This window comes from [Empedobacter] haloabium (assembly GCA_008011715.2).
Taxonomy (GTDB): Bacteria; Pseudomonadota; Gammaproteobacteria; order Burkholderiales; family Burkholderiaceae_D; genus Rugamonas; species Rugamonas haloabia.
Window position 1 is genome coordinate 6,110,262 of sequence record CP136508.1, and the last position, 16,029, is coordinate 6,126,290.

Annotated in this window: 17 protein-coding genes and 1 tRNA gene; 12 read left to right on the forward strand and 6 right to left on the reverse strand. The window is 68.4% G+C overall.

The genetic code is table 11. From position 1 onward, the window contains the following. Genes bioD through E7V67_026615 form a run of 5 tightly spaced genes read left to right on the forward strand, consistent with a single transcriptional unit; the run spans position 1 to position 5,815 of the window. Complete coding sequence (bioD, locus tag E7V67_026595; GenBank protein WUR13214.1) at positions 1-816, forward strand: dethiobiotin synthase; 816 nt, start codon at positions 1-3, stop codon at positions 814-816. Positions 817-838: 22 nt separating this feature from the next. Further along, a complete protein-coding gene (bioB, locus tag E7V67_026600) occupies positions 839-1,879 on the forward strand; it encodes a biotin synthase BioB (GenBank protein ID WUR13215.1) in 1,041 nt (346 codons plus the stop codon). Positions 1,880-1,928: 49 nt separating this feature from the next. Further along, positions 1,929-3,959, forward strand: a complete 2,031-nt coding sequence (locus E7V67_026605) for an acetyl/propionyl/methylcrotonyl-CoA carboxylase subunit alpha (protein ID WUR13216.1) — start codon at positions 1,929-1,931, stop codon at positions 3,957-3,959. Positions 3,960-3,972: 13 nt separating this feature from the next. Then, positions 3,973-4,905, forward strand: a complete 933-nt coding sequence (locus E7V67_026610; protein ID WUR13217.1) for a glyoxylate/hydroxypyruvate reductase A — start codon at positions 3,973-3,975, stop codon at positions 4,903-4,905. Between the two features lies 1 nt (position 4,906). Next, a complete protein-coding gene (locus E7V67_026615) occupies positions 4,907-5,815 on the forward strand; it encodes a hydroxymethylglutaryl-CoA lyase (protein ID WUR13218.1) in 909 nt (302 codons plus the stop codon). 130 nt (positions 5,816-5,945) lie between these two features. Here the strand turns inward: E7V67_026615 and E7V67_026620 are convergent. Then, positions 5,946-6,022 (reverse strand) — tRNA-Pro (locus E7V67_026620). 127 nt (positions 6,023-6,149) lie between these two features. Here E7V67_026620 and E7V67_026625 point away from each other — a divergent pair. Both E7V67_026625 and E7V67_026630 read left to right on the forward strand, forming a co-directional pair. Continuing rightward, on the forward strand, positions 6,150-6,749 hold the full coding sequence (locus E7V67_026625) for a hypothetical protein (protein WUR13219.1): 600 nt from the start codon (positions 6,150-6,152) through the stop codon (positions 6,747-6,749). Between the two features lie 22 nt (positions 6,750-6,771). Beyond that, the gene (locus tag E7V67_026630) at positions 6,772-7,392 is read left to right on the forward strand and encodes a glutathione S-transferase family protein (GenBank protein ID WUR13220.1); all 621 of its coding nucleotides are present in this window, start codon (positions 6,772-6,774) and stop codon (positions 7,390-7,392) included. A 2-nt stretch (positions 7,393-7,394) separates the two neighbouring features. Here the strand turns inward: E7V67_026630 and rsmI are convergent, their stop codons facing one another. Further along, on the reverse strand, positions 7,395-8,300 hold the full coding sequence (gene rsmI, locus E7V67_026635; protein ID WUR13221.1) for a 16S rRNA (cytidine(1402)-2'-O)-methyltransferase: 906 nt from the start codon (positions 8,298-8,300) through the stop codon (positions 7,395-7,397). A 46-nt stretch (positions 8,301-8,346) separates the two neighbouring features. Between rsmI and E7V67_026640 the strand changes: the two genes are divergently transcribed. The 5 genes from E7V67_026640 to E7V67_026660 all read left to right on the forward strand — a co-directional run bounded on the left by E7V67_026640 (position 8,347) and on the right by E7V67_026660 (position 11,820). After that, the gene (locus E7V67_026640; GenBank protein WUR13222.1) at positions 8,347-9,597 is read left to right on the forward strand and encodes a penicillin-binding protein activator; all 1,251 of its coding nucleotides are present in this window, start codon (positions 8,347-8,349) and stop codon (positions 9,595-9,597) included. Positions 9,598-9,616: 19 nt separating this feature from the next. Further along, complete coding sequence (locus tag E7V67_026645; protein ID WUR13223.1) at positions 9,617-9,967, forward strand: YraN family protein; 351 nt, start codon at positions 9,617-9,619, stop codon at positions 9,965-9,967. 91 nt (positions 9,968-10,058) lie between these two features. Continuing rightward, positions 10,059-10,655, forward strand: a complete 597-nt coding sequence (locus E7V67_026650) for a phosphoheptose isomerase (protein ID WUR13224.1) — start codon at positions 10,059-10,061, stop codon at positions 10,653-10,655. Next, positions 10,648-11,289: a BON domain-containing protein gene (locus E7V67_026655; protein ID WUR13225.1), complete on the forward strand. Its 642-nt coding sequence runs from the start codon at positions 10,648-10,650 to the stop codon at positions 11,287-11,289. Before E7V67_026650 ends, E7V67_026655 begins: the two co-directional genes overlap by 8 nt. Before the next feature lie 18 nt (positions 11,290-11,307). Then, a complete protein-coding gene (locus E7V67_026660; protein ID WUR13226.1) occupies positions 11,308-11,820 on the forward strand; it encodes a TlpA disulfide reductase family protein in 513 nt (170 codons plus the stop codon). 124 nt (positions 11,821-11,944) lie between these two features. On the opposite strand, the gene E7V67_026665 is transcribed toward E7V67_026660, so the two are convergent. From E7V67_026665 to E7V67_026680, 4 genes are read right to left on the reverse strand one after another with little or no spacing between them, the layout of a single operon-like run. Continuing rightward, positions 11,945-12,370, reverse strand: coding sequence for a PaaI family thioesterase (locus E7V67_026665; GenBank protein ID WUR13227.1), 426 nt, complete (start codon positions 12,368-12,370; stop codon positions 11,945-11,947). Between the two features lie 56 nt (positions 12,371-12,426). Then, positions 12,427-13,350 carry an ABC transporter permease gene (locus E7V67_026670; GenBank protein ID WUR13228.1) on the reverse strand — a complete coding sequence of 308 codons (924 nt, stop codon included), beginning with the start codon at positions 13,348-13,350 and terminating at the stop codon, positions 12,427-12,429. Continuing rightward, a complete protein-coding gene (locus E7V67_026675) occupies positions 13,347-14,435 on the reverse strand; it encodes an ABC transporter permease (GenBank protein WUR13229.1) in 1,089 nt (362 codons plus the stop codon). Before E7V67_026675 ends, E7V67_026670 begins: the two co-directional genes overlap by 4 nt. Next, positions 14,422-15,996, reverse strand: coding sequence for an ABC transporter ATP-binding protein (locus E7V67_026680; GenBank protein ID WUR13230.1), 1,575 nt, complete (start codon positions 15,994-15,996; stop codon positions 14,422-14,424). The genes E7V67_026675 and E7V67_026680 overlap by 14 nt, the downstream gene beginning before the upstream one ends. Positions 15,997-16,029 lie beyond the last annotated feature (33 nt).

The following is a 16,029-nucleotide window of genomic DNA, read 5'->3' on the forward strand; positions in this document are numbered from 1 at the left end:
ATGGCACTGGAAGATCCTGTGATCGCCCCTGACACCGGCATCGTCGCGGACTTGGCGCCGGCGGTCGCCACGGAACCGGCAACGGCGGCGGCGCCGGCCGGCATTCCGCCGCGCTTCGCCTGCTTCGTCACCGGCACCGATACGGAAATCGGCAAGACGCTGATCTCGTCCGCGCTGTTGCACGCGCTGGTGCAGCGCGGCGTGCGCGCTTGCGGCATGAAACCCATCGCGGCGGGCGCCGTGCTGCGCGACGGCCGCCTGCACAACGACGACTGCGACCAGCTGGAAGCGGCTGGCAACGTGCACCTGCCGCAGTCGATCACGACGCCGTTCCTACTGAAGGAACCGGCCGCGCCGCACATCGCCGCCGCGCTGGAAAACGTGGCGATCGACCCGGTGCCGATCCTGGCCGCCTACCTGGAAGTGGCCGCCGCCAGCGATGCGACGGTGGTCGAAGGCGTCGGCGGCTTCCGCGTGCCGCTGACCGACAGCTACGACACCGCCGACCTGGCCCAGCAGCTCGACCTGCCGGTGATCCTGGTCGTCGGCATGCGCCTGGGCTGCATCAACCACGCGCTGCTGACGGTGGAAGCGATCGCCGCGCGCGGCCTGAAGCTGGTCGGCTGGGTCGCCAACGCGCTGGAACCGGAGATGGCGTTCGGCGACGAGAACGTGGCCGCGCTGGCCGCTCGCATCCCCGCGCCGCTGCTGGGCCGCGTGCCGCGGCTGCGCGAACCGTCCGCGGCCGCCTGCGCCGGTCACCTCGATTTTTCGGGCCTGCCGAACTGGCCGGCCCACCGCAACAACCCGCAGTAACCAATGATTAAGGAAGAACACGATGTCCCTGCATGAACCGAAAACCGTCGCCCTGCACCGCCCGACCGCGGCCATCAAGCTGCCCGAAGCGGCCACCTGGCCACGCGAAGACGTGCTGGCGCTGTTCGAGCTGCCATTCAACGAACTGATGTTCCGCGCCCAGGAAGCCCATCGCGCCAACTTCCCGGCCGGCGACGTGGAACTGGCCACGCTGCTGTCGATCAAGACCGGCGGCTGCGAGGAAGACTGCGGCTACTGCCCGCAGGCGGCGCGCTACGACACCGGCGTCGAGGCCAAGAAGATCCTCGACACGGCCACCGTGCTGGAGGCGGCCAAGCAGGCCAAGGACAACGGCGCCACCCGCTTCTGCATGGGCGCCGCCTGGCGCAGCCCGAAGGACCGTGACATGGACAAGGTCGAGGAAATGGTGCGCGAGGTGAAAGCGCTGGGCCTGGAAACCTGCGCCACGCTGGGCATGCTGGAAGAGCAGCAGGCCGAACGCCTGAAGGCCGCGGGCCTGGACTACTACAACCACAACCTGGACACGGCGCCGGAGTTTTACAACAACGTCATCTCCACCCGTGAATACCAGGACCGCCTGGACACGCTGGGCCACGTGCGCAACGCCGGCCTGAAGGTGTGCTGCGGCGGCATCGTGGGCATGGGCGAGACGCGCGAGCAGCGCGCCGGCCTGATCGCCCAGTTGGCCAACCTGAACCCGTACCCGGAGTCGGTGCCGATCAACCACCTGGTGCAGGTGGAAGGCACGCCGCTGCACGGCATGGACCGCCTCGATCCGCTGGAATTCGTGCGCACGATCGCCGTGGCGCGCATCACGATGCCGAAGGCGCGCGTGCGCCTGTCCGCCGGCCGCCGCGAGCTGGGCGAAGCCGTACAGGCGATGTGCTTCCTGGCCGGCGCCAACTCGATCTTCTACGGCGACAAGCTGCTGACCACCGATAACCCGGAAGCCAACGACGACCGCGCCCTGCTGGAGAAACTGGGCCTGCCGACGCGCGCCGCCACGCTCGATTCGGTACAGAAGGAAGCCTGCGGCTGCTGAGCCGTATCGACCCCATAAAAAAGGCCCGAGAGCCAGAGGAGGAGGAGACATGTTCAAGAAGATCCTGATCGCCAACCGGGGCGAGATCGCCTGCCGCGTGGCCGCCACCGCCCGTCGCATGGGCATCAAGACGGTTGCCGTGTATTCGGAAGCGGATGCCAACGCCAAGCACGTCGCGGTGTGCGACGAGGCCGTGCTGCTGGGCGCGGCGCCGGCCAAGGAAAGCTACCTGTGCGGCGACAAGATCATCGCCGTCGCGCTGGCCACCGGCGCGGAAGCGATCCACCCGGGTTACGGCTTCCTGTCCGAGAACGCCGAGTTCGCGGAAGCGTGCGCCGAGGCGGGGCTGGTGTTCATCGGCCCGCCGGCATCGGCCATGCGCGCGATGGGCTCGAAGTCGGCGGCGAAGTCCTTGATGGAACAGGCCAAGGTGCCGCTGGTGCCGGGCTACCACGGCGACGAGCAGGACCCGGACTTCCTGCAGCAGCAGGCCGACCGCATCGGCTACCCGGTGCTGCTGAAGGCCTCGGCCGGCGGCGGCGGCAAGGGCATGCGCGTGGTCGAACATGCCGAGGGGTTCAAAGAAGCGCTGGCCTCGTGCAAGCGCGAAGCCATCAGCTCCTTCGGCGACGACAAGGTGCTGGCCGAAAAATACCTGCAGCGCCCGCGTCACATCGAGATCCAGGTGTTCGCGGACACGCACGGCGACTGCATCTACCTGTTCGAGCGCGACTGCTCGGTGCAGCGCCGCCACCAGAAGGTGCTGGAGGAAGCGCCGGCGCCGGGCATGACGGACGCGCGCCGCGCCGCGATGGGCGACGCCGCCGTGGCGGCCGCCAAGGCCGTCGGCTACGTCGGTGCCGGCACCGTCGAATTCATTGCAAACCAGGACGGCTCGTTCTACTTCATGGAGATGAACACGCGCCTGCAGGTCGAACACCCGGTCACGGAAATGATCACGGGGACCGACCTGGTGGAATGGCAGCTGCGCGTGGCGGCCGGCGAGCCGCTGCCGAAACAGCAGGACGAGCTGCGCATCCACGGCCACGCCATCGAGGCGCGCATCTACGCGGAAAACCCGGACAAGGGCTTCCTGCCGTCGATCGGCACCTTGCGCCACCTGGAGACCCCAAGCGCCGTCAATTTCGAACTGGGCGGCAGCGACACGCAGCCGGCCGCCGTGCGCGTCGATTCCGGCGTGCGCGAGGGCGACGCCATCTCGCCGTACTACGACCCGATGATCGCCAAGCTGATCGTGTGGGGCGCGGATCGCAAGCAGGCCCTGGCCCGCATGGCGCAGGCGCTGGCGCAGTACCAGATCGTCGGTCTGGCCGCCAACATCGCGTTCCTGAAGCGCCTGGTCGAGTCGGAGGCGTTTGCCAACGCCGACCTGGACACGGGCCTGATCGAACGCAACAAGGAAGCGCTGTTCCCGCCGGCCCGTTCGGTGCCGGTGGCCGCGCTGGCGCTGGCCGCCGTCGCGCTGATCGAGGAAGAAAAGGACCGCTCGGCCGCGCAGTCGGGCGGCAACAGCGGCGATCCGTGGGGCCAGGCGCTGGGCTGGCGCATGAACACGCGCTTCGTGCGCACGCTGTCGTTCACCGACGAACATGGCAAGGAGTACCGGCCCTGCTTCAAGTACCTGCCGCACGGCTGGGAACTGACGATCAAGGGCATCGACGTGGACGTCAGCCTGATGGCGCGCGGCGCCGTGGAGCTGTCGATCAAGCTGGGCGACACCTCGGTGCAGGGCTGCGTGCGGCGCGATGGCGACGCGTTCCACGTGTTCGTCGGTGGCGGCCACCACACACTGCACTACAACGACCCGCTGGCCCATGCGGGCGAGGTGGAGAGCGAGGGCGGCCGCCTGACGGCACCGATGCCGGGCAAGGTCGTGGCGGTGCTGGCCAAAGAGGGCCAGGACGTGAAAAAGGGCGAACCGCTCGTCATCATGGAAGCGATGAAGATGGAGCACACCATCGCCGCGCCGCACGACGGCACGGTGGACGAGGTGCTGTATGCGGTGGGCGACCAGGTGACGGACGGCGCGCCGCTGCTGGCGTTCCGCGCCGCCGCCTGACAGGGGACGCGCCATGCGTATCCTCCTGTACCGGGCCGACGGCAACACCGGGCCGTGGGCCGACGACTTCGCCCGGCACCTGCCGGACGCCACCTGCGTGGCGTGGACCGAAGGCGAAAAGCCGGCGCCGTGCGACTACGCCGTCGTGTGGGCGCCGCCGGAAACCATGCTGCGCGAACTGGCCGAAGTGAAGGCGATCTTCCTGATGGGCGCCGGCGCCGACGCCATCCTGCGCCATGGCGACGCGATCCCGCGCCACATCCCGATCGTGCGCCTGGGCGACGCCGGCATGGGCGTGCAGATGGCCGAGTACGTGGTGCATGCGGTGCTGCGCTACTTCCGCCGCTTCGACCAGTACGACGACCAGGCCGCCGTGGGCGAATGGCGCCCGCTGCCCGCCCACGACAAGGCCAGCTTTGCCGTCGGCGTCATGGGCGCCGGCGTGCTGGGCCAGCGCATCCTCGAGTGCTTGAAGCCGTTCGGCTTTCCGCTGCATGCGTGGAGCCGCAATCCCAAGCAGATCGAGGGCGTGACCAGCTTCGTTGGTAGCGACGGGCTGGATGCGTTCCTGCAGCGCACCAGGGTCGTCGTCTGCGTGCTGCCGCTGACCGAGGACACCAGCAATATCCTGAACCGCGCCAACCTGGCCAAGCTGCCGCCCGGGTCCTACGTGATCAACGTGGCGCGCGGCGCGCATCTGTCCGAACCGGACCTGTTGACGTTCATCCGCAGCGGCCATATCGCCGGCGCCACGCTGGACGTGTTCCGCAACGAACCGCTGCCGCTCCAGCACCCGTTCTGGCAGGAGCCGCGCATCACGATCACGCCGCACATCGCCGCGCTGACGCTGCGCGGCGAAAGCGTGCGGCAGATGGCGGAAAAAATCATGCAACTGGAGCAGGGGCTGCCCTGCGCCGATATCGTCAACCGGGACTTGGGATATTGATATGAGCTTGCCGCAGAAAGTAAAAATCGTCGAGGTGGGGCCGCGCGACGGCCTGCAGAACGAGAAGGAAAACGTCCCGGCCGACGTCAAGATCGAGCTGGTGAACCGGTTGACGGCGGCGGGCTTCGCCAACATCGAGGCGGCGTCGTTCGTGTCGCCCAAGTGGGTGCCGCAGATGGCGACCAGCGCCGAAGTCATGGCCGGCATCGCGCGCAAGCCCGGTGTCATCTATTCCGCACTGACGCCGAACATGCAGGGCTTCGAGGCGGCGCTGGCCGCCGGTGCCCACGAGGTGGTGATCTTCGGTGCCGCCTCCGAAGCGTTCTCGCAACGTAACATCAACTGCTCGATCGCCGAATCGATCACCCGTTTCGAGCCGGTGGCGAAGGCGGCCAAGGAGCACGGCCTGCGCCTGCGCGCCAGCGTCAGCACCGCCTTCGGCTGCCCGTACCAGGGCGAGGTGCCGCTGGAATCGGTGGCCTACGTGGTGGCGCGCATGCGCGACCTGGGCTGCGACGAGATCGACATCGCCGACACCATCGGCGTGGCCACGCCCCGCAAAGCCCAGGCGGTCATGCAGGCGGCGATCGGCGAGTTCCGCATCGATGGCCTGTCCGGCCACTTCCACGACACCTACGGCCAGGCGCTGGCCAATATCTATGCCGCGCTGGAACTGGGCATCACGATCTTCCACTCGTCGGTCTCGGGCCTGGGCGGCTGCCCGTATGCCAAGGGTGCGACGGGCAACGTGGCGACCGAGGACGTGGTCTACATGATGAACGGGCTGGGAATCGAGACGGGTATCGACCTGGATGCCGTGGTGGACGCGGGGGCGTTCATTTCGCAGTTCTTGGGGCGCAAGGGGGCGAGCCGGGCGGGGAATGCGCTGTTGGCGAAGCGGGCTGGCTAGGAACCCATGGTGTCAGGCACCTATCTGGGGGCCTCCCGGCCCCCAGATAGGTGCCTGACACCGGTGTTTCACGTGATGCGGATAAAAAAAACCCCGCAAGCCGAAACTCGCGGGGTTTTCTTTTGAATCTTGGTCGGAGTACAAGGATTCGAACCTTGGACCCTCTGGTCCCAAACCAGATGCGCTACCGGGCTGCGCTACACTCCGAAGAAGCAAGATAATACCGGCCGCCACCGATCCCGTCAACCCCATCCATAATTTATTTTGCGAAAGCGTGGATGCCAAATAAACAATGTGCGAAGATTGACACCTTTCGTTACGCCGGTTTCTCGCCATGCAGTCAACGTCTCCCTTCCTTGCCCCGCGCCGTCATGCGCTGTTCGCAGGGCTGGCCGTTTCCGTGCTGCTGCACGCGCTGCTGCTGTTCTACCTGCGGCTGCCAACCGCTACGCAGGCCGCGCCGGACACGCGCCAGTGGACGCAGCTGCTGACGGTGCGCCTGCTGCCGCCACCGGCACCGCCGCAGGCCGCCGCGCCGGCACCCGCGCCACCCACGCCGGAGCGGCCCACGCGACCACGCCGCGCGGCACCGGCCCCGGCGCCGATCACCGCCGCGCCCCGTTCCGCGCCAGCCGATGTCAGCGCGCCGCCCTCCGAGACGGCAACCGCCGAGGCGACACCGCAGGGGGCGCCCCAGGTGGACCTGAACGCCGCCCGCGCGACCGCACGCGCGCTGGCAAAAGACCTGCCGACATCGGATAACTGGGCGGCCGACAAGCTGGCCAGGCAAAAAGCACTGGAGGAAACCGAGAGCGAACGCCTGGGCAAGAACATCGCCCGCTCGGCCCGGCCGGACTGCCGCAACGGCCAGGGCGGCCTGCTGGCCCCGCTGATCTGGCTGATGGACAAGAAGGACAGCGGCTGCAAATTCTGACCACCTACCAAACAGGACACTCATGCTGACCATACTGGGCAAGGAAACCTCGATCAACGTGCGCAAGGTGCTGTGGACCTGCCGTCTGCTGGATCTGCCATGGCAGCTGGAGCCATGGGGCAGCGGCGTGCGCGACCCGCGCGTGCCGGAGTTCCTGGCCTTGAATCCGAACGCCCAGGTGCCCGTGCTGCGCGACGGCGACACGGTGCTGTGGGAATCGAACACGATCTGCCGCTATCTCGCCACGCGCGCGGGCGATACCCCGCTGCTGCCGGCCGACGCGCTGGCGCGGGCCCGCGTGGAGCAATGGATGGACTGGCAGGCCACGGAGCTGAACACCGCCTGGCGTCCGGCCTTCATGGCGCTGATGCGCGGCAGCGACAAGTTCGACAGCACGGCCGTCGCAGCCAGTGTGCAGGACTGGAACGACAAGATGCGCATCCTCGACGCCCAGCTGGCGCGCACCGGCGCCTACGTGACCGGGCCGCAGGTGTCGCTGGCGGACGTCGTCATCGCCTTGTCCGCCCACCGCTGGCGCATGACTCCGATCGAACATGCGTCGCTGCCGGCGGTCGAGGCGTACTTGCGCCGACTGGAAGGCGTGCCCGGCTTCGCCCAGTACTGCGGCCCGGACACGCCGTAGTCTCAGTCGCCCTTCAGCGCCAGCGCCCGCTCGTACAGGGCGTTTTTCTTGCGGCCCGTGATTTGCGCCGCCAGGCTGGCGGCCTGCTTGACGGAGCACTCGGCCAGCAGGATGTTCAGGATGCGCTCCGCTTCGGCGTCGCCGGCATCCGCCGCGGCCGGCGCGCCTTCCAGCAGCACGACGTATTCGCCCTTCTCCCGATGCGCATCGGCCTGCAGCCAGGCGGCGGCATCGGCCAGCGGGCAGCGGTGGATTTCCTCGAACAGCTTGGTGAGTTCGCGCGCGAACACCACCTGGCGCGTCGGTTCGAAGGCGGTGGCCAGCGCCTGGGCGCAGTCGACGATGCGGTGCGGTGCTTCATAGAAAACCAGCGTCGCGGTCACGCCGCGCAGGCCGTTCAACACCGTCTCGCGCTGCTTGCCCTTGGCGGGCAGGAAGCCGACGAAGTGGAACTGGTCGTTCACCAGTCCGCTGGCCGACAGCGCGGTGATGGCGGCCGAGGCGCCCGGCAGCGGCACCACGCGCAGGCCGGCGGCGATCACCGCGTCGACGATCTTCGCGCCCGGGTCGGAGACGCCCGGCGTGCCGGCATCCGACACCAGCGCGATGCGCTCGCCCGCCTGCAGCCGCCGCACCAGTACCTCGGCCGCCTCGCGCTCGTTGTGCATGTGCGCCGCCACCAGCGGCTTGTGGATGCCGAAGCGCTGCAGCAGGTGCGCCGTGTTGCGGGTGTCCTCGCAGGCGATCGCGTCCACCAGGGTCAACACGTGCAACGAGCGCAGGGTAATGTCGGTAACATTGCCGATAGGGGTGGCCACTACATACAATGTGGCCGTAGGATAGGTCTGGAGCGCCGTTTCGCCGAGCACGGGAAGCGTCGCGAGCACGCTGGAGTCTTGAACTGTCATTGGGGGTAGGATGCTGGCAAATAAGATAAAAACACTGGTTCTGGGCGTGACCGCCGCGCTGGCGCTGTCGGCCTGCAGCACGCCCTGCGACAGCCCGGGGGGATTGTGCGCGCCTATCGAGACGGTGGCAAGCCCGCCGCCGGTCGAGCGCACGCGCCTGCCGGACCGGCCGCCCGAGCCGCCGCCCGAGGAAGCGCAGGTCTACGCGGTGGCCATGCCGCCTGGCACCTCCACGGACGAAGCCACGCCCGCCGTGCCCGGCCAGGTCGTGCGCATTGGCCTGATGCTGCCGCTGCGTTCGGAAACGCTGGGCCAGGCCGCCGACGCGCTGCGCGCCGGCTTCATGGCCGCGTGGGAGCGCGACAAGACCGGCTTCGACGTGGCCGTCATCGAAACGGGCGACGCGCCCGACGAGGTGCTGCCGGCCTACCAGGCCGCGCTGGGCCAGAACGACATCGTCGTCGGCCCGCTGGCCCGCTCGGCCGTCACCGCCCTGGCGGCCAGTGCGCTGGTGACGAAGCCGACGATCGCGCTGAACCGCCCGGAAGGCCGTGACGACGCCAGCCTGCCCGCCAAGCTGCTGACCATCGGCCTGTCGATCGAGGACGAAGCGCGCCAGGTCGCCGACTGGGCCGCGCAGGACCACCCCGGCGGCGAGGCCTTGATCCTCTCCGGCGGCAAGGAATGGCAGCGCCGCATCGCCAACGCGTTCAACGCGCAGTGGCAGCGGCTGGGCCACGCGGCCAAGACGCTGGAGCTGAGCACGCCGAACGGCTACCTGAGCGATCCAGAATTGACGGCGCTGCGCGCGCGCCTGGCCAGCGAGCCGGTCGAGCTGCTGTTTGCCGCGCTGGACGCCGACCAGGCGCGCCAGCTGCGCACCGCCTTGAACGCGCCGCCGCTGGGCGATATTCCGCTGTATGGCACCTCGTCGCTCAATCCCGGCCGCGTCAACCTGCTGCAGGGCGCCGAGCTCGATGGCGTACGGCTGCTGGACCTGCCGTGGCAGGTCCAGCGCGACCATCCCGCCGTGATGACCTACCCGCGCCCCGAGCCGCGTGACGAGGCACGCCTGTCGGCGGACATGGAGCGGCTGTACGCGCTGGGCATCGACGCCTTCCGCGTGGCGCGCGAGATCGCCCTGAAACCCGGCCAGCCGCTGGTGCTGGACGGCGTGACAGGCCGGCTGGACATCGACTTCGGCAACGGCCCGGCGAAGTTCCGCCGCGTCGAGCCGGCCGCCGTCTACCGCAACGGCGTGGCCGTGCCGCTGCCGCCGGCAAGCAGCCAGCAGTAACCAGCAGCAGAGGCGTCCCATGCCGCGCACCGCGCAGCAGGACAAGGGCCAGCAGGGCGAGGACGCCGCCCTGGCCCACCTGCTGCGCCAGGGGCTGGCGCTGGTCGAGCGCAATTTCCGCTGCCAGGGCGGGGAGCTGGACCTCATCATGCGCGATGGCGCCTGCCTGGTCTTCGTCGAAGTGCGGCGGCGCCAGAGCCGCGGCTTCGGTGGCGCGGCCGCCAGCATCACGCCGGCCAAGCAGCGCCGCCTGGTGCACGCGGCCGAGACCTTCCTGCTGCGTTACCCGCGCGTGCCGCCCTGCCGCTTCGACGTGATCGCCATCGACGCAGGCCGCATCGAGTGGCTGCGCGACGTGCAATTTTCATAACACCGCCTCCCGTCGTTATCGCACAGGTGTAAGCAGATTTAACGGCGCTTGCGGGGCGGCTGGCCGCGCCGCACTATATAATCCAATGACTATGACTAATCAACGCATCCTCTCGCACTTCCACGAAAGTGCCGAAACCAAGATTCAGTCCGCAACCGTCCTGGCGCAACCGATTGCGCAGGCGATCGAACTGATGTTCGCAGCCCTCTCCAACGGCAACAAGATTCTCGCCTGCGGGAATGGCGGCTCGGCGGCCGACTCGCAGCACTTCGCTGCCGAGCTGGTTGGCCGTTTCGAGCGGGAGCGCTTCCCGCTGCCCGCGCTGGCCCTGACCACCGACACGTCGCTGCTGACGGCCGTCGCCAACGACTACAGCTACCGCGAGATCTTCAGCAAGCAGGTGCAGGCGTTCGGCCAGGCCGGCGACATCCTGCTGGCCATCTCCACCTCCGGCAATTCGGCCAACGTGATGGCCGCCATCGAAGCGGCGCTGGAACGCGAAATGCGCGTGGTGGCGCTGACGGGCAAGGGCGGCGGCGCCATCGGCAAGATGCTGACCGACGCGGACGTGCACATCTGCGTGCCGGCCGAGCGCACCGCGCGCATCCAGGAAGTGCACCTGACCTGTATCCATTGCATTTGCGACGGCATCGACGTCGCCCTGTTCGGAGGAGACGTGAATGAGTAAAGCCCTGCTGCGCCGCCTGCAACGTCCGGTCGCCGCCGCCCTGTTGGGCGGCATGATGATGAGCAGCCTGTCCGGCTGCGTGGCGCTGGTCGCCGGCGGTGCCGTCGCCGGCACGATGGCCGCGTCCGACCGCCGCACCTTCGGCGCGCAGACCGAGGACAAGGCCATCGCCGTCAAGGCCGATGTGCGCATCCGTAACGTGGTCGGCGATGCGGGGCACGTCAACGTCAACTCGTTCAACCGCAAGGCGCTCGTCACGGGTGAAGTGCGCGACGAGGCGATGAAGGCCGCCGTCGAGCGCGAGGTGAAGGGCATCGAGGGCGTGCAGTCGGTCGTCAACGAACTGGAGATCGCCGGCCCGGCCAGCTACACGTCCCGTTCCAACGACGCGCTGATCACGACCAAGGTCAAGGCCAGCCTGGTCGATGCGAAGGACATCTCGGCCAACTCGTTCAAGGTCGTCACCGAGCGCGGCATCGTCTACCTGATGGGCCGCGTGACGCAGCGCGAAGCCAACAAGGCCACCGAGATCGCGCGCGGCGTGGACGGCGTGACGAAAGTGGTGCGCGTGTTCGAGTACATCACGGAAGAAGAGTGGAAGCAGTACCAGCCGAATCCTGCCCCGCAGGGGTAAGCACCTCGAGGTAACACCATGACGACGTCTTCGAAAGCCTGGGTCAAGCCGGCCATCGCGGCAGCGCTGCTGGCCGCCGCCGGCTTCGCCGCCTACCAATCGCTGAACAGCGCGCCGACGGCGCCGCCGGTCACCTTCATCGATATCAAGGGCGGCCGCATCACGCCGGAAGAGCTGCGCGGCAAGGTCGTCATGGTCAATTTCTGGGCCACGTCCTGCACCACCTGCGTGGCCGAGATGCCGGAAATGGTCGACACGTACAACAAGTACAAGGGCCAGGGCCTGGAATTCATCGCCGTGGCGATGAAGTACGACCCGCCCAACTACGTTGTCAATTTCACGGAAACGCGCCAGCTGCCGTTCAAGGTCGCGCTGGACGTGACGGGCGAGGCCGCGAAGGCCTACGGCGACGTGTCGATGACGCCGACCACCTTCGTCATCGACAAGGACGGCAAGATCCTCAAGCGCTACGTGGGCAAGCCGGAGTTCGCGGCCTTGCACAAGCTGCTGGAGAAGGCGCTGCGGGGCTGACGCTTCAGCGCTTCTTTTCGTCCTCTTCCCTGGCTTTGCGCGCCCGATACCACTCGCGCGCGAGCGGCGACAGCGCGGCCATGATGCCCGCCACGATGATCGCCAGCCCCACGTACAGCATGGCTTACTGCGCCGGGTACAGCACCATCTGGGTGCAGCGGAACAGCGCGATCGTCTTGCCGTTGGCCTTGTTCGTCACTATCGCATCCCATACCTGCGTCGTTTTCCCCAGGTGGACCGCCTTGGCCGTGACGGCGATCGCGCCGTCGCGCGCCGTGCCCAGGTGGTTCGACTTCAGTTCGATCGTCGTGAAGTTCTGCGCGCCTTCCGGCAGGTGCGAGAAGCACGCGTAGCCGCAGGCCGTGTCGGCCAGCGTGACCACCGTGCCGGCATGCAGGTAGCCGTTCGGCGCCAGGTGGTGCTTGGCGATCTCCAGCTCCGCCGACAGCTCGCCCTGGCCGGTGGCAGTGATGCGGATGCCCAGGTGGTCCGGCAAGGTGCCGTTGGCGAAGGTGTTGAAGTACTCCGGGTTGAATTTGGTGTCTGCCATGATGGTTATTATTCGTTACTGAAAAATCCATCATAAACCAGATTCGCACGGGCGTTCTAATCGGCCCGGAAATTCTGCCCCAGCGACATCGGCTTGTTCAGCAGGATCGTTTGCGGGTTGCGGCAGATGATGACCAGCACGACAATCGTGGCGAGATACGGCAGCATCGACAGGAACTCGGACGGCACCGCCAGCCCCAGGCCCTGGCCGTGGAACTGCAGCACCGTGACGCCGCCGAACAGGTAGGCGCCCAGCACCACGCCGCGCGGCTTCCAGGTGGCGAACACCACCTGCGCCAGCGCGATCCAGCCACGCCCCGCGGTCATGCCCTCGGCCCACATCGGCGTCAATGCCAGCGACAGGTAGGCGCCGCCCAGCCCCGCCAGCGCGCCGCCGAACAACACACTGGCATAGCGCAGCCGCACCACCGGCATGCCGATCGCATGGGCGCTGTGCGGCGCCTCGCCGACCGCGCGGATCTGCAGGCCGATGCGGCTCTTCGCCAGCAGCCAGGCGACGATGGCCACCAGCGCCAGCGAGCCGTAGACGACGCCGTCGAAGCGGAACAGCAGCGGACCGACGAACGGCAGCTCCGACAAGATGGGCAGGTCCAGGCGCGGCAGCGGCGTGACGGTCTGGCCGACCAGGTCGCGCCCCAGGAAGGCCGACAGGCCGATACCGAACAAGGTCAGCGCCAGCCCCGTGGCGACCTGGTTGGTCTGCAAGGTCAGCACGAGAAACGCGAACACCAGCGCCAGCGCCATGCCGGCCGCCAGCGCGGCCAGCAAGCCCAGGCCCAGCGAGCCCGTATGCAGCGTCACCGAGAAGCCGGCCACCGCGCCCACCAGCATGATGCCCTCCAGCCCGAGATTGAGCACACCGGAGCGTTCGGCCACCAGTTCGCCGGTGGAGGCCAGCACCAGGGGCGTGGCGGCACCGGCGGTGCTGGCCAGGAAGGCGATGACGTAGTCGGAATTCATGCCGGGATCTCCGCAGGATTGGTGAGGGCGCGCTGGCGCGGCTTGAAGCGGTAGTGGATGAACAGGTCGGCCGCCAGCAGGTAGAACAGCAGCAGGCCCTGGAAGAGTCCTGTGATGGCCGATGGCAGCTGCAATTCGATCTGCGCGCTCTCGCCGCCGATGTACAGCAGCGACATCAGCAGGGACGCCAGCAGCACGCCGACCGGGTGCAGGCGCCCGACATAGGCGACGATGATGGCGGCGAAGCCGTAGCCGGGCGAGACGGACGGCTGCAGCTGGCCCAGCGGCCCGGCCACCTCGCCGACGCCGGCGATGCCGGCCAGCGCGCCGCTGACGAGGAACGCCAGCCACACGTTCTTCGGCGCCGAGAAGCCGGCATACAGCGCGGCCGCCGGCGCCATGCCGCCGATGCGCATGCGGTAGCCGGCAAAGGTGTGCTTGCAGAAGAACCACGCGCCCAGCACGCACAGCAGCGACAGCGGCAACGCGGCATTCACGCGCAATCCTTCGACCAGCAGCGGCAAGGTGGCGGATTCGCCGAACATCTTCGACTGCGGGAAGTTGTAGCCGGCCGGGTCGCGCAGCGGCCCGTGCACGAGGTAGGACAACAACAGGTAGGCGATATACACCAGCATCAGGCTGACCAGGATCTCGCTGGTGTTGAAGCGTGTGCGCAGCAGCGCCGGGATCGCGGCCCAGGCCATGCCGCCCAGCGCGCCGGCGACGAGCATCAGCGGCAGCACCCAGCGCGCCTCGACGCCATCGAAGTAGAGCGCCACGCAGCCGGCCGCGATGGCGCCCATCGTCAGCTGGCCGTCCGCGCCGATGTTGTGCACGTCCGCACGAAAGCCGATCGCCAGGCCCACGCCGCACAGGATCAGCGGTGTCGCCTTCAGCAGCAGTTCCCCTATGCCGTAGGCAGTGCTGGCTGGCTTGATGAAGTAGACGTAGAACGCATGCAACGGCTCCTGGCCGAGGAACAGAAACAGCAACGAGCCGGTGGCCAGCATCGCCAGCGCGGCCAGCAGCGGCGAGGCCAGCATCATGGCGCGCGACGGTTCGGGGCGGGATTCAAGCCGCGGCATGGGCTGCTCCTTCGGTTTGCGCGGCATCGGTGCGAGCGGCGGCGAAATCGCCGCTCATCCACCTGCCGATCTGGTTGACGGTCACGTCGGCCACCGGCACGGCGCGCGACAGGCGGCCTTGCGCCAGCACGGCGATGCGGTCGCACAGCATGAACAGCTCGTCGATCTCCTCGGAGACGACCAGGATCGCCACGCCCTGATCGCGCAGGTCGACGATGGCCTGGCGGATCAGCATGGCGGCGCCGATGTCGACGCCCCAGGTGGGCTGCGCCAGCACCATCACCTGCGGCGCCAGGCCGATCTCGCGGCCGACGATGAACTTCTGCAGGTTGCCGCCGGACAGGCTGGTGGCCGCCGCGCCGGCGCCACCGCATTTCACCTTGAAGCGCTCGATGACGCGGGCCGCGAAGGCGGCCACGGCACCGCGCCGCACCAGCCCATGGCGCAGCATGCCGCTGGACGGCGCGAGATACCCCGTCAGCAGCGCATTGTCCGCCAGCGACAGGTCCGGTACCGCGCCGCGGCCCAGCCGCTCTTCCGGCACGAAGCCCAGTCCCAGGCGGCGGCGCGCGGCGGCGCCCAGCCGGCCCACGCTGCGTCCCAGCAGGCGGATGCTGTCCGCCTGCGGCACCGGCGCTTCGCCGGAGATGGCTTTCAGTAGTTCCTGCTGGCCGTTGCCGGAAATGCCGGCCAGGCCGACGATCTCGCCGGCGTGCACGTCCAGCGTGATGTCCCGTAGATGCGTGCCGAACGGGTCGGGACTGGCGACGCTGAGGCCTGCCAGTGCCAGGCGCACTTCGCCGGGCGCGCGCGGCGCCACGGTGCAGGTCGGCAGGTCGCCGCCGATCATCAGTTCGGCCAGCGCGTGCGCCGTCTGCGTGCGCGGCGTGGCGGTGCCGGCGACGCGGCCGGCGCGCAGGATCGTTGCGCGGTCGCACAAGGCCTGGATCTCGTCGAGCTTGTGGCTGATGTAGAGAATGCTGACGCCTTCGGCCGCCAGCTGGCGCAGCGAGACGAACAGTTTCTGCACGGCGTCCGGCGTCAGCACCGACGTGGGCTCGTCCATGATCAACAGGCGCGGCGACTGCAGCAGGCAGCGCACGATCTCGACACGCTGGCGCTCACCGACCGACATGCTGTGCACGCGCCGCGCCGGGTCCAGCGGCAGGCCATAGCGCGCCGAGACCTCGCGGATGCGCGGCGCCAGCGCGGCCGGGGCGATCTTCTCGTCCAGCGCCAGCGCGATGTTTTCCGCCACCGTCAAGGTCTCGAACAGCGCGAAATGCTGGAACACCATGCCGATGCCGAGGCGGCGCGCCGCGGCCGGGGACGGGATGTCGACCTGGCGGCCTTCCCACAGGATCTCGCCCGCGTCAGGCTGCGTGACGCCGTAGATCATCTTCATCAGCGTGCTCTTGCCGGCGCCGTTCTCGCCCAGCACGGCGTGGATCTCGCCAGGCAGCACGGTCAGGTCGACGTCGGCGTTGGCCACCACGGACGGATATACCTTGGTGATGCCCAGCAGGCGCAGGCGGGGCTCGGGGGCCCGGGGGTCGGTCATGACGGCTCCTTCGTTCATCGAGGATGGGACGGC

Coding starts and splice junctions, on each gene's coding strand:
- bioD (WUR13214.1), top strand. CDS start 1: ATGGCACTGGAAGATCCTGTGATCGCCCCTGACACCGGCATCGTCGCG.
- bioB (WUR13215.1), top strand. CDS start 839: ATGTCCCTGCATGAACCGAAAACCGTCGCCCTGCACCGCCCGACCGCG.
- E7V67_026605 (WUR13216.1), top strand. CDS start 1,929: ATGTTCAAGAAGATCCTGATCGCCAACCGGGGCGAGATCGCCTGCCGC.
- E7V67_026610 (WUR13217.1), top strand. CDS start 3,973: ATGCGTATCCTCCTGTACCGGGCCGACGGCAACACCGGGCCGTGGGCC.
- E7V67_026615 (WUR13218.1), top strand. CDS start 4,907: ATGAGCTTGCCGCAGAAAGTAAAAATCGTCGAGGTGGGGCCGCGCGAC.
- E7V67_026625 (WUR13219.1), top strand. CDS start 6,150: ATGCAGTCAACGTCTCCCTTCCTTGCCCCGCGCCGTCATGCGCTGTTC.
- E7V67_026630 (WUR13220.1), top strand. CDS start 6,772: ATGCTGACCATACTGGGCAAGGAAACCTCGATCAACGTGCGCAAGGTG.
- rsmI (WUR13221.1), bottom strand. CDS start 8,300: ATGACAGTTCAAGACTCCAGCGTGCTCGCGACGCTTCCCGTGCTCGGC.
- E7V67_026645 (WUR13223.1), top strand. CDS start 9,617: ATGCCGCGCACCGCGCAGCAGGACAAGGGCCAGCAGGGCGAGGACGCC.
- E7V67_026650 (WUR13224.1), top strand. CDS start 10,059: ATGACTAATCAACGCATCCTCTCGCACTTCCACGAAAGTGCCGAAACC.
- E7V67_026655 (WUR13225.1), top strand. CDS start 10,648: ATGAGTAAAGCCCTGCTGCGCCGCCTGCAACGTCCGGTCGCCGCCGCC.
- E7V67_026660 (WUR13226.1), top strand. CDS start 11,308: ATGACGACGTCTTCGAAAGCCTGGGTCAAGCCGGCCATCGCGGCAGCG.
- E7V67_026665 (WUR13227.1), bottom strand. CDS start 12,370: ATGGCAGACACCAAATTCAACCCGGAGTACTTCAACACCTTCGCCAAC.
- E7V67_026670 (WUR13228.1), bottom strand. CDS start 13,350: ATGAATTCCGACTACGTCATCGCCTTCCTGGCCAGCACCGCCGGTGCC.
- E7V67_026675 (WUR13229.1), bottom strand. CDS start 14,435: ATGCCGCGGCTTGAATCCCGCCCCGAACCGTCGCGCGCCATGATGCTG.
- E7V67_026680 (WUR13230.1), bottom strand. CDS start 15,996: ATGACCGACCCCCGGGCCCCCGAGCCCCGCCTGCGCCTGCTGGGCATC.